Source organism: Catenulispora rubra (assembly GCF_015356825.1).
In the GTDB taxonomy this organism is placed as follows: domain Bacteria; phylum Actinomycetota; class Actinomycetes; order Streptomycetales; family Catenulisporaceae; genus Catenulispora; species Catenulispora rubra.
The window spans coordinates 1-15,502 of the sequence record NZ_JAACYW010000275.1 but is presented as its reverse complement, the minus strand read 5'-3'; the positions used below and the strand labels follow the sequence as shown (position 1 = coordinate 15,502).

Here is a 15,502-nt window from a genome sequence, read left to right as displayed (position 1 = left end):
GCCCCCACCAACGCGGCGCCGACGACGGCTCCGCTGGTGAGTACCGCCCGCCGGCTCACCGAACCGCCCGCGTCCTGCCGATCCGTTTGCGAGCTCGCTGACATCTGTCCTCCAAGTCCCCGCGCCAAATGTCGCCATCGTCCGGGCGCGCTTGTGCCCGCACGATGTGTTGAATCATGTTGAATGATTTTAGCTCGGGGGCGTGATCGGAAGTGAGTCAACGTCGAATCATGACGTATACCCGCCAGTGATCTTGGAATCTGGAGCGTGCGGCACGTACTCGTACACGAACGAGTCATAGAACTCCCCGTCCGGTGACGTCACCGTTTCCACCAGGTTCCACTGAGGCCGAAGCTCGGCAGCCGCTGCCGCGATCGGGGACGCCTCGCCATCGCTGCCGTTCCCGTCCGGCTGCCCGCGGCCGGTGAAGCAGAGAAGGACCCTGCGTGGATGGCGCCGGATCGAGTCGTCGATCCTGTCCAGGACGGCCATGGATACGTCCAGCGCGAACGGCTCGTAGAAGTAGAAGAGGCCTGCGTCCTCCGGTACGTCGAACTCCGTGGCGTCGGCGTGCACCACTGAAATCCGTTCGCAGCCCTCGTGCGTCGCCGAAGCCGTCTCCACGTTGCTTCTGGCGATATCGCACAGTGCCTTCGACGCCTCCACGCCGACGATGCGGCGGAATGGCAGTTCGGTCGCCAGGAGCAAGACGCGCCCCTTGCCGCAGCCGACGTCGGCGAATGTCGCTTCCTCGTGGCGCACGTCGCATCTGCTGAGCGCGTTGCGCACGGAGCGGACCGGCGTCGGCGCGTATCTGGCGTTTCGCCCGACCCATTTCTGGTCCGCGTCCGGAAGCTCCCACAGCTCCACGGGATCCGCGGTGTCCAGGTCGTAGACCGAGTCGAAGGGTGTCTGCTGCTCGATGCGAGCGAGTCGGTCGTCGAATGCTCGGCGGAACTCCGCAGCGCGCAAGAGTCTTGCCCGGTGATCACTGCTCGACATCCCGATGTCCTTCCCGTTCGGGTTCGAGCCATCGAAGCACCGACAGCCGCGCCGGAATCACTGACGTCTGTCAGGTACCGCGCGGGTACCCCGGCCCGTGCGGGGCCCCTGCCGGCCGCACCTGACGGACGTCAGTACAGCTCCCAGGCCTGATGCGGTGATCATCGTACTGATGAGTGGTTTCGGGGCTACGAAATGCGGGGTGGATCGTCATGCCTCTGACAATGATCGAGCGATTCCAGCGAGGGCTGGAGCTTTCCGCAGACCGTCCTGCCGTACGGATCGGCTCGGAGACCATCACCTATCGGCAGGTGCACGAGACGGCGTTGCTCTGGGCGGGCTCGCTCAAAGCGGCCGGCTCTCCTCGCGCGGTCGGAGTGCTGGCGGGCAAGAGCCGTGAATCCTATATAGGGCTTCTGGCGGTGCTCTATGCGGGCGCCACAGTTGTCCCGTTGCAGCCGAACTTCCCCGCCGCGCTCACCCGGCGAATGCTCGACGTGGCCGGAGTGGACACGGTGATCGCCGATGAAGACGGTCTCGCGGTTTTGCCGGAGATCGTCGATCAGGAAACGACCGTTCGAGTCCTCGACACACGCGACGTCGCCGGTCGGTTTCCCGTCATCCCGGTCGTGCCGGACTCAAAAATGGCAGCGCCGGCGCAGGTAGCACCTTCAGACCGCGCATATATCCTCTTCACTTCGGGGTCGACGGGGATCCCGAAGGGGGTTCCCATATTGCACGGCGGGTTCGCGCACTATTTCGAGGAGCTCCACAACCGGTGCGATTTCGTGCCGGACGACGTCTTCGCCCAGACCTACGACCTCAACTTCGACCCGGGCATCCACGACGTCTTCGCGGCGTGGGGTGCCGGCGCGATGATGCAGGTGGTGCCGCCGTCGGCGTATCGGGATCTGCCCACGTTCCTGGCCGAACACGGGGTCACCGTGTGGCACTCCACACCGAGCGGTATCTGGATGACCCGCGAGATGGGCGGCCTGGAGAAGGGTTCCTTGCCGGGCTTGCGGTGGTCGTTCTTCGGCGGGGAAGCGTTGCGCTGTCGAGACGTCGTGGACTGGCTCGCGGCCGCACCGGCGTCGAAGCTGGAGAACCTGTACGGGCCGACCGAGTTCTCGATCGGCATCTGCTGGCACCGCTGGTCGGGCGAGGAGTCCGAAAAGGGCGGTGTCAACGGCACGGTGCCGATCGGGAAAGTGCACGCCGGCAACGACTTCCGGCTGGTCGCCGAGCAGGGGGAGCAGTCGGACGAAGAGGGTGAGCTGTGGATCACCGGCCCGCAGATAGCCCCCGGATACCTGAACCCCGCCGACGACGCCGGCCGGTTCGTCGAGTTCGAAGGCCGGCGGTGGTACCGGACCGGTGACCGGGTCCGCAAGAACCCTGATGGCGAGCTCGTCTTCATCGGCCGCGTGGACGCACAGGTGAAGGTGCACGGATGGCGCGTCGAACTCGCGGAAGTGGACCACGTTGTCCGCGGCTGCGAAGGGGTGCGCGACGCGGTCACCGTCCCCCGGCCCGCTGCGCACGGGACAGAGCTGATCGTGTTCTACACCGGTGACGAAGTGCCGGAGCCGACTTTGGCCGAGCGGGTTCGCGCCGTGCTGCCGGCCAGCACACTGCCACGCCGGTACGTCCACATGGACACCCTTCCGCTGAACGCCAATCGGAAGGTCGACCGGCTCGCGCTGCGGCGACGCGCGGAGGAGCTGCCCGGGGGCCAGGCAGCGCCGCAGTCCTAGCCGGCGGCCTGGACGGCCCAAACGGTCCGGACGGCGCGGACGGCCCGGATGCCCGGGCCGCCCTGGCGTCCCCGGCACCCACGGCGAATCGCAGGCCGGACGGGCACCCCGCACCCCAGCCCCACGCCGGATTACAGCGCTGTCGTCGACGTCGAACGCCGCACAGCCCAGAACTGGAGTCACCCGCCATGCAACGGACGAGCGGCCACGCCGCCGATGCCGCCTACGAATCACGCCGCGGCGAGATCGCCGCACTCGCCGCCGGCCTGATGCCGGACGATCCGGTTCCGGTCGTCGAGTACACCGACAGGGAACACGAGCTGTGGCAGATGGTCTGCGCCGAGCTCACCGCTCGGCACCGCACGCAGGCGGCCGCCGAGTACCTCGAATCCGCGGAGCGACTGGCCATCCCCATGGACCACGTCCCTCAACTCCGAGATGTGAGCGGCCGTCTGGGATCGATATCAGGGTTCCGCTTCCGCCCAGCGCCGACCCTCGTTCCGTTCGAGGACTGCTGCGTCCGCCGGGCGTGACGTCATGGAACACCTTCCAGATCGACGTCTACGACAGCAGCGGCGCGATGGTCGCCACAACGTTCAGCGGCGAGATCACCGGGCCGCCCCCCACCAGCCAGTCGACCGGCAAACCTCACGGGACGCTGCCGTACACCAACATCCCGCTCGGCACGCCGTTCCCCGGGGCGACGATGGTGCCGCCGCCCGCCGGCGGGAAGTGAGGCGGGCCCGGCGGCGGTGAGCCGCCGGGCCCTACCGGGCTTCCTTGTAACGGAATACCCTGAGTACCCGGGGGAACGCGCCGCGCACTCGGCGCGTCCAAGGATGCATGATGCGCCGAGGATCAGCTCACTGGATAGTCGCATTCGGGGTGGCCCTGACTGTTGCAGGGTGCTCCGCAGCCGCCGCTTCGTCGACGGGCAGTGCCGGCAGTACGAGCAGTACTAGTCATGTCGGCAGTACAGGTGGCACCAGCAGTGCCGCCGGTAAAGGAAACAACGATCGCGTCCCCGTTCCGGCGACCGCGTACCTGAGCGTCGTCCAGCACTACAACCTGCCCGATCAGGCTTCACGCGGCCCCGGTTACGAGCTGACCTATGCCGTCACGGACAAGCAAGTCATCGCCCGGCTGGCCGCGATGATCAATGCCCTGCCGGTGGCGTCGGACCAGAACATCGCGGTTCCGTGCACATCCACGATGGGGCCGGCCTACCAGCTGGACTTCCAGGACTCGAAGGCCGCTCAACCCACCGCCGAAGTCTCGATCCTGTGCTTCGGGGTGGATGTGACCGTGGGTTCTCACCAAGAGCCGACCCTCAGCATGGGACCGATGGGCGACACCCGATTCCTGGGGGAGGTCGGAGCGTTGTTGGGTCCCTCGATGCCCAAGAACGGCTAGGCGGCTACTAGGCCGGCTACTACGCCCCGGTATGCGTATGCGCGGCCCACAGCGCCGGGTTGTCCGGGTACCGGGCGCGAAGGGCGCGGATCGAGTCGTGCAGCGCGCAGGCGCTCAGCTCGGTCCGTGGCGGAAAGGTCCCGCCGCCGGTCAGGCGGTCGTAGAAGTCGGTCGCGAGTTCGGCGGCGACCTGGTCGTCGACCGACCACAGCGTCCCGATCACGTGCCGGTAGCCGGCCAGCTGGAACGCGCCGGTGAAGTGCAGGAACTGGTCGGACAGCCGCACCGGGGCGACCCCGGTGCTGCAGGCCGACAGGTAGGCCAGATCAGCGCTCAGATTCAGGTGGCTGATGTCGTCCAGGGTCAGCGGCGCGTCGGCGTGGTCGGTCAGGATGAGGTGGCTGCGCGCCGGATCGGTCCGGTCCGCGTGGCCGTGGCACGCGAAGTGCGCGATCTGGTAGCCGGGCAGCGCTTCGAGCACGTCGGCCCGCGACGGCCGTAGCAGCGGCCTGGCGTCCGGGACCATCCGCAGCAGCGCCTGTGTCTCGGTGACGACGCCGGGCAGCGGCGCGCCGGGCGTGTCGGGCACCGGGACGATCAGCGTCGCCGGAATGCTGTGCCGAGGCCGCTCCCGCTGAGCGAGCGCGCCGACTGTCGTCGTGTACGACGACACGACGCGGTCCAGCACGGACAGCACGGACAGCGCGGGCGGCGCGGAAGGCCCCGGCGACTCCTGGTCGCGATCGGCCGGGGCAGCCGAGACAACCGGGGCAGCCGGCTGGTACCGGCCGGCGGCGTGGAACGGCAGGAACGACAACACATGCGCCGGGCACCACCACAGCCGCGGCCACTCCTGCCCTTCCGCCGGCGCCTCGGTGAAGCCAAGGTGATCCAGCACAGGTGCCGCCGCGACCTCCCACAACCACGCCAGGACATCGACCACTTCGTCCCGAACCTCCACCCGATGCATCTCAGGGGACAGATCGCGCAGCGCCGCACGTCCGGCCCTGGCAAGCCGCTCCGCCTGCCTGGCCGCCTCCACGCGATCGAGCTCCGGGAGCGGAACCAACTCCACCGGATCGCCGCCGTTGTCGTTCTCGCGGCCGGTCAGGATCAGCGCATCCGAGCGGAACAACCCAGCGCTGATCAGCACCACCGGCCCACTGCCCGCCAGCCGCGAAAGCTGCTCGATCCGTGGCGGACGCTGAAAGTCCTCGAACCCCGGAACCCCTCTGATCCGTTCGAGCAACACGCCGAGATCCCGATACGCCGCCCGCGCAAGCGTCGGCGAACTCAGCCGCGTCCGCACCTTCGCCAAATCCGCAGCCCACCCCGGCGCCGCCGTCCGCAGCCGCTCCACCTCACCGCTGCGCTGATTCAGCGTGTCGGCCGCGAGCACGCCACGCGTGCGCTCAAGCAGCTCCACAGCCCGCGACGGCTGCCCGGCCAACAGCGCGGCGCTCGCCGCCTGCCCGGGCAGATCCGCGAGTTCCCCCAACCGATGCGCACGGTCGGCTTCCGTGACCCCGTCCAGCGTGAGAACCTCCGCCAACTCCACAGCCCGCTCGATGGCTGCGAGAGCGGCCTCCCCGTCTTCAAGCCGTTCGGAGATGGAAGCCAGATGCATAGAGCTCCGGACTCGCATATCCAGCGGCACCATGGTCGAGTCGGCAATCTCCTGGCTGTAGTCCCGAGCCTCCTTTAGGAGTTCCGTATCCGACCTGACCATGGAGAGCCCCTGCAGCGTCAGCCCAAGCTCGCCGATGCACTCCTGGCGGGTCGGATGGTCTGCCGGAATGGCGGCCACGCTCTCCCGCAGTACCTCGACCGCCTTAACGAGCTCACTCTCATCCTTGGTGTGCAGGTAACGCAGGCGGTACAAGCTGCCGAGGATCGCCAGCCGGTGCGCATAGGCGATCGGCTCGGTACCCGTCTCGATCGCCTCCTGGACGGACTCGATCGCTTCGTTCAGTACGCGCACATCCCTGGTGCGCAGATAGAGCTGCTGAAGCCGCCGCGCGAGAGTACTGAGGTAGCGCGGGCGATTGAGCAGCCTCGGCGGCGTCATCATCAGCACCTGCCGACTAATGCGAATCGACTCCTCCAGCACGCCGAGGTCTTCGGTGCGTTCATAGAGGGCCTGTAACGACGCGGCGAGCTGATCGAGGTGAACATGGGGAGCGCCGTGGTCGGGCCGGTTCGCGGCAATCGCTATACGAAGGGTCTCGATGGACTCCTCAAGCGCATGCAAGTCTCGGGTCAGGTCGTATCGCACACGCAGAAACGTCCCGAGCTGGGAAACGTGTAGGGAATCGGCCTCGGCGGCCTCGCGCAGATACTCAAGAGCCTCGTCCAACCGATCCACATCACCGGTCGCCTCCGCCATCTCCGCCAGGGCTTCGCCCAGGGCGGCCACGCTCGTAGCCCTGTTCGGGTGTCCCGGCGGCGACACGGAGACGGACTCTCTAAGGAGCGCCAGTCTCTCGTCGTTATACGACCGCTCGTCGGTGCGTATGTACATGAACTTGAGAACCCTGGCCAGTATGTTGATCCGCTCGGCGCGCTCCGCGTCATCGGGCCGAGTCATCGCTACCGCGTCGCGGCAGGTCTTCAGAGACTCCTCCAGCGCACTCATATCGTTCGTGGCCTGAAAGCGCGATCGCAACAGTGAGCCGAGCACGGTGAGATAGCCCGCATAAGAGACGTGCGTACGCGGAATCTCTCTCAGGACTTCCCGCACGTACCGGATCGCCTCGTTGAGGTGCGTCACCGCATTGGTGCGGACATAGAGCGCCTTGCTGATGTCGCAGCCGAGCCCCGCGTGCAGGTGGCGATCCGGATGCCCGGACGGGACAACCCTCAGCGCCGCTTCCACCAAAACCAGCGCGTCCAGAAGCGGCCGCGTATCGGTGCTGCGCTCGGACTCGGCGATCAGGGCCGTAGCACGCGCCGCAAGTCCGAGCGGATCAGCGTCTGCGATGGGCTCTGTCTGTAGTCGCGTAAGGACCCTCTCCCGCAACTCCTCCGGAACGACCCCCGCCAGAAGCCCATAGATGCGCGAGAACATCCGCACCGCCTCGGCCGTCTCACCCTCGGCGCTCCGACCATCCCGCGCACGTCCCGCACCGACGGCGTTCGCGCACGCCCACCGATACCGACCGAGCGCGATCGTCGCAGTGGCGTCCGGATATGGCCCTGTCGCCGTCTGCAGAGCCTCCGCCGCCCGCAACGCCTCCGCATCGAGGATCCGCGCAGGCGCTGAGCGGGCCTCTTGAAGCCATCGCTGGAGCTGTTGGAGCGCATCGTCGCGAGCTGACACAGCCACCTCCCGCCTCGCCTGCCGTCTGACGGACCACGACAAGCTACTCGGTCGGAGGCGTCCCTGCGTCGGCCGACACGGCACGACGGCGCCGGACGAGGAACGCCGCGGCCGTGCCAGCCGTGCCAGTCGTGCAGGCGGTGCCAGCCGTGCCACCGTCAGTCGTTGACCAGGATGATCTTCCCGGTGTGCCCGCCGGTCTCCATCAGCCGGTGGCCCTCGGCGGCCTCGGACATCGGCAGCGTCCGGTCGACGACCACCTTCACGGCGCCGCTCTCGACCATCGGCCACACGTGCTTCTGCACGTCGGCGATGATCTCGGCCTTCTGCGCCTTGGACCGGCTGCGCAGCGTCGTGCCGATCACGGACAGCCGCTTGTACAGCACCTCGACGAGGTTGAGCGACGCCTCCAGCCCGTCCTGCAGGCCGATGACGATCAGCCGTCCGTCGGTGGCGAGCGAGCGGATGTTGCGGTCGAGGTACGCCCCGCCGATGACGTCGAGGATGACGTCGTAGGGCCCGTGCTCGGCGAAGTCCTCGCTGCGGTAGTCGATCGCCTGGTCGGCGCCCAGCTCCCGCGCCAGGGCCGCCTTCTCGGGGCCGCCGACCGTGGTGACGACCCGAGCCCCGAGCGCCTTGCCGATCTGGATGGCCGTCGTCCCGATGCCCCCGCCGCCGCCGTGGACCAGCAGCGTCTCGCCGGCCTGCAGCCCGGCGGCCGGCACCAGGTTGGACCACACCGTCGCGGTGGCCTCCGGCAGCGCCGCGGCCTCGGTCAGGCTGACGCCCCGAGGAACGGTCAGCACCTGCCCTGCGGGAACGGCGACCTGCTGCGCGTAACCGCCGCCGGCCAGCAGCGCGCAGACCTCCTGGCCCACCTCCCAGCCGGTGACGCCGTCGCCGACGGCGCTGATCCGGCCGGACACCTCCAGCCCCGGATACGGCGAGGTCCCCGGCGGCAGCGGGTACAGCCCGTAGCGCTGCGCCACGTCGGCGCGGTTCAGAGCGCTGGCGACGACGTCGATGACGACCTCGTCGGCGGCCGGCGCCGGATCGTCGACCTCGGTCCATTCCAGCATCTCCGGGCCGCCGAATTCCTTGATCACTACTGCTTTCACGACTGTTCCGTTCCGGTGGCGACTACAATGTATGCAGTGCTCACATTAGGCCGACGAATGTGAGCACCGCAAACATGGAAGAGGTGTCTCATGTCACGCGTCGAGGTCCCCTACCACCACGGCGACCTGCGTGCCGCCTGCGTGCGCGCCGCGCGGGAGCTACTGGAGGAGGACGGCAGCGCCAGCCTGTCGCTCCGGGCGGTGGCGCGCCGTGCCGGCGTGTCCGCGACCGCCCCCTACCGGCACTTCGCGGTGCGCGAGCAGCTTGTCTCCGCCGTCGCCGCCGAGGGCTACCGCGAACTCGGCGAACAGCTGATCGCGGCGAACCCGGCGCCCGCGACGCCGCAGGACCTCACCGAACTCGCCGTCGCCTACGTCCGCTTCGCCCTGGAGCGCCCGGCGCTGTTCCGTGCCATGTTCGCAGAGCCCTGTGATCCCACCAACGAGGAGCGTGTCGCGGCGGCGGCTGCCGTGTCGGAGTACCTGCAAGCGATCGTCCACGCGGTCTTCCCTGACGCCGACCCCGCACCGCTCTCGACCGCGGTGTGGGCGCTGGTGCACGGGCTCGCATTCCTGTTCCTCGACGGCAAACTCGACGCCTCCACGCCCGAAGCGGTCGCCGAGCAGGTTCGCGCGGCCATCAACGCGGTGCTCGCTATCTCCGCAGTGAAATCGCCGTCCGTATGATCACCGCATGCGCTTCGCCTTCTTCGACCTCGACGACACCCTCGTGGACGCGCGGACAGCCCTGCGCGCCTGGTCCGTGGACTTCGCCGCGGAATACGTCACTGCCGAGTATGTCGCCGGCGTCGAGGACGCGGCGTCCGACGTGTTCGAGCGCGTGGACGCCGCCGCGAACTGGCCGGCGTTCGTCGCGGACGCCCGCGAGCGTTACGGCATAACCGCGCCGGACGAGCAGCTGATGGCGCACGTCGCCGCCGTCTACCCGGGCAAGTTCGTCCTCGACCCGGCAGTGCGGCACGGCCTGGCGGAGCTGCGCGCGGCGGGCTGGCTGCTCGGCGTCGTCACCAACGGGTCCACCCTGGTCCAGCAGGCCAAGGTCGACAGCGTCGGCCTGCGGCAGCACGTCGACGTGGTCGTCGACTCCGAGGCCGCCGGCCACCGCAAGCCGGACCGGCGCATCTTCGAGCTCGCGGCCGCCGAGCTCGGCGTGGACCTGGGGCCGCACGGCTGGATGGTCGGCGACCGGCTCGACAAGGACGTCGCCGGGGGAGCGGCGGCCGGGCTCCGGACCATCTGGATCTCCGAGAACGACGCGGATGCCGATCTGCCGCGCGAGGCGGCGATGCGGCCGACCCGCATCGCCGCGTCCATCACCGACGCGTTCGCGATCGTCACCGGATCCGGTCCGGCCTGATCGCTCGCTTTTCCGCGACCGGCCGGCTACATCGCAGCGGCCTGATCGCTCGCTGTCGGCGATGCCCTAGACCGCAGCAGCCGCGCCGATATCCAAGTCCAGCGCCGCCTCCACCACGGCCGGCGCCGAGTGCCGACGCAGAGCCCTGACAGCCGACCGGCACCCCTCCGGCCAGCGCAGCGCAGTGCCGACCGCGCCGACCAGCCGCACGGCGATCTGCCCGGCGTCCGGATCGTCGCGCGCGATCAGTGCTCTGATAGCGGTGAGCACCGCGGCCGGATTCCATGGCATGCTCGGCCCGACCATGTCGGCCAGACAGACGCCCACCTGCCCCGCCGCGTCACAACGTCCTGACAGGCTGGCGGCGATCTCCAGCAGTTCGCCGGTCACCTCCTCGGCCGTGGCGCCGAGATCCACGGCGCTCGCGCGCAGCGTCGACGCCAGCCGCGTATAACCGGGATGTCCGGTCAACGTCTGTGCGGTGCCCGCGAGCAGTGCGCGGTGATCGGCCCGATCGCGGGTCCGCAGCGTGATCGCCGCCTGTGCGATCAGAACCAGGCGCCGACGGGCGGGTCGGTCCCGCTCATCACCCCCACCGCCCTGGGCATCGCCCTGAATCTCCTCCTGGTCCTCCCGCGCATCGGCGTCGAGCAAAGCCTCCAGCACCGCCCGATACCGCGGCATCGGCATCCCCTCGGTGAGCAGCGCGAACAACGCCGTCGGCGGGGCGGCCCGGCCGCCGCGCCGGCCGAGATCGGTCATGGCCGCACACACGGCGGTCGCGGCGGCCTCGTTCCACCGGTACCACCGCGGCGCGACCGCCAGCGCCGCCCCGGCGACCTTGGGGTCGTCGGCGTCGCAGGCCGCGGCGATGAGGTCGCCGTAGGCGGCACGGTGGCGCTCGGGAAGGTGCAGCGGATCCATGCGCAGCAGCTGCGTGGCGATCGCCGCGTCGTCGCCGACGGCCTCGCGCAGCAGCGCTCGCACCCGGTCGTCGTTCATCCGGGCGGCCAGCCGCAGCACGGCCGCGGCCTTGACGTCGCGATGCTGTCCGGGCGCGCGCCACACCGTGACGAGCAGGTCGACCAGGCCGGGGATCTCGATGTCCGCCGCGATCCGCAGCGCTTCCTTGCGGCTGGTGACCTTCGCCGTCGGCGACAGCGCGACCGAGGCCAGGACCGGTCCGGCGGCCGAGGGCCGGGCGAAGCGGGCCGCCCGGCCGGCCGCGTAGACGGCCACCCGGGCCCGGTCGCCGTCCGCGTAGCCGAGCAGGACCGGCAGGTCGGCCACCGGATCCTGGCCGCGGGACAGCATCCGCAGCGCCGCCTCGACGAGTGGGACCTCGCTCGAGTCCAGGTAGCGCCGCACCTCCCGCTGGCCCTCGCCGGGCAGCGCGCCGAGGCCGTTGATCGCGCCGACGCGCATGTCGATCCGCGCCCCGGGGTCCGCGGCGATCTTCGCGAGCTGCCCGGCGTAGGCCGCCAGCTGGCGCGGCAGCCACCGGCGGGACGGTCGGAACGGCGGCACCCAGATGACGCCCTTCGCGATGAACCTGCCCTTGATCGGCTTCTTCGCGGTGAGGTACGGGTCCAGCAGGTCCGTCCGGCGCAGGGACAGCAGCCGGCAGACCCGGGGGATCGCCACCGCGGTCGGATCCCAGGCGACGACCTGGCCGACCCGGGTGTCCCGGTGCGCCGGATCGTCCAGCCACAGGTCGATCGCCGACTGCGCGGTGGCGACCGTACCGTGCCAGATGGCGTGCGCGAGCCCGTCCTGGAGGCCCGGGATCGACCTGGCGCGGTCGCCGAGGGACTCGGCCAGCGCCAGGACGAGGCGGTGATCCCTGCGCTCGATGCCGCGCTGGATCCACGGTTGCAGCGTCCGGTAGACCGCCAGTTCCTGACCTCGGCGCAGGTCCCGGTCCATCCGGTCCAGCACGAAGTAGCCGGTCGAGCCGGCCAGCCGGTCGAACGTCGCCAGCGACCATGCCAGCAGCAGGCCCGAGCCGGAATCTGAACCGGAGCCGGAGCCGGAACCAGAGTCAGAGCCAGAACCGCGGCTGTCCGTAGCCTGATGCGCCAACACCCGGCACGCCAACCGCCGCAGCGCCTCGCGGGTGTACCAGGAGAAGTCGCGAGCCTCGATCGCATCGGTGGCCAGGCTCCGCAGCACGTCGGCCACCGCCGCCGTGTCCTCGAACAGCCGGGCCGGGACCGCCGCGAGCGCCGTCAGCGCGGCCTGCCGCACCGGGTCCTGCTCGTTGCGCAGCCGGAGCAGGTCCTCGGTGAGCAGCGAGGTGATCGTCGGCGGATGGTCCTCGGCGGCGGCGCAGTCCACGAGCAGCGGATACGCCTCCGCACGCTCCTCGGCGTCGGCGCGGCGCACAGCCGTACGCAGCTCCGCCCGCGCCTCGTCCCACGGCAGCCGCGCCACGACGACCAGCCGCTCGTCCGGCCGGTCGGTGTACGCGGCCAGCCCGAGCATCCGCCGGGCCTCGGCGTGCCGCCGCCGTCGGGGCAGCGCGTCCAGAACGGCCGGGTCCAGGATCGCCGTGTCCTGTTCCCGGTCGGCGGTGACGACGTCGTAGAACTCCGACCGGGCGACCGGCGGGAGGCTGCGCAGCAGGTCGGCGGTCGCCGCCGGCTGGTCGGCGACCGCGCGGCCGACCACGGCGACCTCCGGCCGCCCCGAACTGGCCAGCCGCTTGCGGGTGGTGCGCGACAGGCTCCGCCAGCGTCCGACGAGCCCGCCGTCGGCCACCGTCAGCAACCGCAGCGTGCGGGTCTCGTCGGCGCGCGTCAGAAGGCCGATCTGGTGCAGGAACTGGTACGGAAGCCCTTGCGGCAGCGGGAATTCCTCCAACAGGTCCAGCACCTGGTCCGGGTGCTGCTCGGCGGCGGCGACCAGGCCCTCGCCGAACAGGTTCCACCACACGGCTCGCGCCCCGGACGGAACCGTTGCCAGCTCGCGCCGGGCGTAGTCCAGCATCAGGGTGGGATGTCGGGTGCCGAACCGGGACCAGGCGCGCAGCTCGTGGGCCAGGTCGGGCAGCAGCTGCTCGGCGACCTTGGCCGAGCACACCGGCAGCAGCTTGGCCGTGTCGGCGTCGCCGAGCCGGTCGCGGTAGGACTCGGCGAGCCGGTCGGCCAGGTCGGTCCGCTTGGCCGCGCCGACCAGGCGGACGACGGTGCGCCGCCAGTGCAGCGAGGCGTCGTCGACGGTGCCCAGGATCGCCGCGTCGGCCTCGGCGTCGGGGCGCGCGACGCACGCGTAGAGGGCCAGCGCCCTGATGCGGTGCAGCGGGTCGTGCAGCGCGGCGATCACCCGGTCCGACCGGTGCGCGGCCATGGCCATCTTCAGGCCGAGTTCGCGTTCGTAGGCGCCGCCGGCCGCGAACGCGTCCAGGACGGCGTCCAGCGCGGCGGGATTCGCAGCGAGCCGGGCGGTCTCGGTGCCGAGGCGGCGTGAGCGCGTCGGGTAGTCGAGGGGATCGAGCACGGCGAGTAGATCGGCTGCGGCAGAGTGGGACATCCGCCCATGATGCCCGGCCTGATGCGCCGAGCGCGTCCGAAATAGCTCTTACCGGTTCGGGTCGGCGGCTGGCGTGGGGCGCAGCGGGGCGTCGTGAGCCGTCGCAGGCCGTCGCGAGCTGTCGCAGGCTGTCGCGGCGCGTCAACCTGGTTGGCATAGTCGCCGTCCTTGATCAAGACTGGTCGCATGCACCCGCGCCGCTGGCACATTCTCATGGCCCTGAGCGTCGCGCTGTGCACGGTCAACATCGGCACGCTGGCCCTGAACATCGGGCTGCCGAGCATCGGCGTGGCGATGCAGGCGACGACCAGCCAGCTCCAGTGGATCACCGAGACGTACGTGCTGGCGCTGGCCGCGCTCATGATCACCATGGGCTCGCTGGCCGACCGCTTCGGCCGCCGGCGGCTGCTGGTGGCCGGGCTGGTCCTGTACGGCGTGGCCTCGGCGGGCGGCGCCCTGTGCCACGCGCCGTGGCAGCTCATCGCGGTGCGCGCGGTGCTGGGCGCGGCCGGGGCGATGATCATGCCCGCCACGCTGTCGATCGTCCGGAGCGTCTTCCCGCCCGAGGAGATGGTCAAGGCGATGGCGGTGTGGACTGGCGTGGTCAGCGCGGGCGTCATGCTCGGGCCGATCGCCGGCGGCGTGCTGGTGGAGGTCTGGGGCTGGCCGTCGCTGTTCTGGATGAATGTGCCGCTGGTCGCGGGCTCGCTGCTGGCCGTCGCGCTGGTGGTCCCGGAATCGCGCGCGGCGGGCAAGCGTCCATTGGACCCGCTGGGGATGGTGCTCGGCGCGGCCTCGACGACCGCGCTGGTCTACGCGGTGATCCAGGCTCCGCACGCGGGCTGGCTTAGCGCCCGGACGCTGGGGACGCTCGCCGGCGGCGCGGCGGGGTTCGTGCTGTTCCTGTGGTGGGAGCGCCGGACCGCGTACCCGATGCTCGACCTGACGCTGTTCCACAACCCGCGGTTCTGGGCGGCGAGCATGGCGGTGACGATCGCGTACTTCGCGCTCATGGGCACGGCGTTCCTGCTGACGTTGTACATGCAGACGGTCCAGGGCCACAGCCCGGTCGGCTCGGCGCTGCGGCTGACGCCGATGGCGGTGGCCGCGGGCCTGTCCGCGGCGGCCGCGGAACCGCTCGTCCACCGGTTCGGCACGCGCGACGTCGTCGCCGGCGGCCTGGCCGTGACCACCCTCGGCATGCTCGTGTTCTCCACAGTCGGCTGGCGGAACAACGAGCCGCTGGTCCTGGCCGGCCTCGGCGTCCTGACGCTGGGCCTGGTGGCCGCGGGCATCGCCGCCAGCGAGTCGATCATGAGCTCGGTCTCGGAGGACCAGGCGGGCTCCGCCGCGGCGGTCGACGAGACCTCGATCGAACTCGGCGGCACCCTCGGCGTCGCGGTCATGGGCAGCGTCTACGCAGCGGGCTTCGCCGCAGGCCTGACCTCAGCCGTCCGGTCACTCCCCGCCGAGCTGCGCAAGGTCGCCACCGAGTCGATCAGCGGCGCGATCGAGGCCGCGGACAAGGTCGGCGGGCCACTCGGCGCCGACTTCGCCGCGACGGCGCGCGCCGCGTTCCTCGACGGGACGCAGACTGCTGCTTGGATCGGCGCTGGGGTTGCTTTTGTTGGGGCTTTGCTGACGGTGCGGTTTCTTCCCGGTCGGGAGTCCACGCGCTAGCCGTCAGGCCGCGACGGTGATTTGAGGCGCTGTTGACCTGGGTGTGGGTGGCGGGTGCGGTTGGTTTGTGGTTTTTAGAAGCTTTTTACGGCTTCGCGCATGGTTGGATGGCCTCGCGGGGTGGCGCAGTTCGGTTGTGCCACGCGGCCGGCGTTGGCGGCTGGCCGGTGTCGCTGTGCACGACCGCGCGCCGGCTCGGGTGGTGGCGGGTGTGGTGTTGGCGGGCGGTGGTGTTCGTGTTCAAGGGCGCCTCCGGCGGCGCCTGCGCGGCGAGCGGCCTCGGCTCGGAGGGATGGGGGTCGCG

Annotated in this window: 12 protein-coding genes; 8 read left to right on the top strand and 4 right to left on the bottom strand. The window is 70.2% G+C overall.

Annotated elements, in window-relative coordinates; genetic code table 11:
- Positions 1-228: 228 nt before the first annotated feature.
- The gene (locus GWK61_RS43625; RefSeq protein WP_194918148.1) at positions 229-1,002 is read right to left on the bottom strand and encodes a class I SAM-dependent methyltransferase; all 774 of its coding nucleotides are present in this window, start codon (positions 1,000-1,002) and stop codon (positions 229-231) included.
- Between the two features lie 212 nt (positions 1,003-1,214).
- Here GWK61_RS43625 and GWK61_RS43620 point away from each other — a divergent pair, with 212 nt between their 5' ends.
- From GWK61_RS43620 to GWK61_RS43605, 4 genes are all read left to right on the top strand, one after another.
- Entirely contained in the window at positions 1,215-2,759 is a 1,545-nt protein-coding gene (locus GWK61_RS43620; RefSeq protein WP_194918145.1) for an AMP-binding protein, read from the top strand.
- Between the two features lie 188 nt (positions 2,760-2,947).
- Entirely contained in the window at positions 2,948-3,292 is a 345-nt protein-coding gene (locus tag GWK61_RS43615) for a hypothetical protein (protein WP_194918143.1), read from the top strand.
- Positions 3,289-3,495: a hypothetical protein gene (locus tag GWK61_RS43610; RefSeq protein WP_194918141.1), complete on the top strand. Its 207-nt coding sequence runs from the start codon at positions 3,289-3,291 to the stop codon at positions 3,493-3,495. Before GWK61_RS43615 ends, GWK61_RS43610 begins: the two co-directional genes overlap by 4 nt.
- A gap of 107 nt (positions 3,496-3,602) precedes the next feature.
- Positions 3,603-4,172, top strand: coding sequence for a hypothetical protein (locus GWK61_RS43605; protein ID WP_194918140.1), 570 nt, complete (start codon positions 3,603-3,605; stop codon positions 4,170-4,172).
- Positions 4,173-4,191: 19 nt separating this feature from the next.
- Here the strand turns inward: GWK61_RS43605 and GWK61_RS43600 are convergent, their stop codons facing one another.
- Together GWK61_RS43600 and GWK61_RS43595 are read right to left on the bottom strand one after the other, a co-directional pair.
- The gene (locus tag GWK61_RS43600) at positions 4,192-7,239 is read right to left on the bottom strand and encodes a CHAT domain-containing protein (RefSeq protein WP_194918138.1); all 3,048 of its coding nucleotides are present in this window, start codon (positions 7,237-7,239) and stop codon (positions 4,192-4,194) included.
- A gap of 410 nt (positions 7,240-7,649) precedes the next feature.
- Positions 7,650-8,609 (bottom strand): NAD(P)H-quinone oxidoreductase, encoded by a 960-nt coding sequence (locus GWK61_RS43595; protein ID WP_194918136.1) that lies wholly within the window; start codon positions 8,607-8,609, stop codon positions 7,650-7,652.
- Positions 8,610-8,699: 90 nt separating this feature from the next.
- Here GWK61_RS43595 and GWK61_RS43590 point away from each other — a divergent pair, with 90 nt between their 5' ends.
- Positions 8,700-9,296 (top strand): TetR/AcrR family transcriptional regulator, encoded by a 597-nt coding sequence (locus tag GWK61_RS43590; protein ID WP_194918135.1) that lies wholly within the window; start codon positions 8,700-8,702, stop codon positions 9,294-9,296.
- A 7-nt stretch (positions 9,297-9,303) separates the two neighbouring features.
- Positions 9,304-9,987, top strand: a complete 684-nt coding sequence (locus tag GWK61_RS43585) for an HAD family hydrolase (RefSeq protein WP_194918133.1) — start codon at positions 9,304-9,306, stop codon at positions 9,985-9,987.
- A 66-nt stretch (positions 9,988-10,053) separates the two neighbouring features.
- On the opposite strand, the gene GWK61_RS43580 is transcribed toward GWK61_RS43585, so the two are convergent.
- Positions 10,054-13,518 carry a hypothetical protein gene (locus tag GWK61_RS43580; RefSeq protein WP_194918131.1) on the bottom strand — a complete coding sequence of 1,155 codons (3,465 nt, stop codon included), beginning with the start codon at positions 13,516-13,518 and terminating at the stop codon, positions 10,054-10,056.
- A 186-nt stretch (positions 13,519-13,704) separates the two neighbouring features.
- On the opposite strand from GWK61_RS43580, the gene GWK61_RS43575 reads away from it, so the two are divergent.
- Both GWK61_RS43575 and GWK61_RS57580 read left to right on the top strand, forming a co-directional pair.
- Entirely contained in the window at positions 13,705-15,198 is a 1,494-nt protein-coding gene (locus GWK61_RS43575) for an MFS transporter (RefSeq protein ID WP_194918130.1), read from the top strand.
- Between the two features lie 107 nt (positions 15,199-15,305).
- Positions 15,306-15,502 (top strand): hypothetical protein (locus GWK61_RS57580; RefSeq protein WP_228563922.1); only part of this gene is annotated, 197 nt, incomplete at its 3' end.

Coding starts and splice junctions, on each gene's coding strand:
- GWK61_RS43615 (WP_194918143.1), top strand. CDS start 2,948: ATGCAACGGACGAGCGGCCACGCCGCCGATGCCGCCTACGAATCACGC.
- GWK61_RS43585 (WP_194918133.1), top strand. CDS start 9,304: ATGCGCTTCGCCTTCTTCGACCTCGACGACACCCTCGTGGACGCGCGG.
- GWK61_RS43580 (WP_194918131.1), bottom strand. CDS start 13,518: ATGTCCCACTCTGCCGCAGCCGATCTACTCGCCGTGCTCGATCCCCTC.
- GWK61_RS43590 (WP_194918135.1), top strand. CDS start 8,700: ATGTCACGCGTCGAGGTCCCCTACCACCACGGCGACCTGCGTGCCGCC.
- GWK61_RS43605 (WP_194918140.1), top strand. CDS start 3,603: ATGATGCGCCGAGGATCAGCTCACTGGATAGTCGCATTCGGGGTGGCC.
- GWK61_RS43625 (WP_194918148.1), bottom strand. CDS start 1,002: ATGTCGAGCAGTGATCACCGGGCAAGACTCTTGCGCGCTGCGGAGTTC.
- GWK61_RS43575 (WP_194918130.1), top strand. CDS start 13,705: ATGCACCCGCGCCGCTGGCACATTCTCATGGCCCTGAGCGTCGCGCTG.
- GWK61_RS43620 (WP_194918145.1), top strand. CDS start 1,215: ATGCCTCTGACAATGATCGAGCGATTCCAGCGAGGGCTGGAGCTTTCC.
- GWK61_RS43600 (WP_194918138.1), bottom strand. CDS start 7,239: ATGTTCTCGCGCATCTATGGGCTTCTGGCGGGGGTCGTTCCGGAGGAG.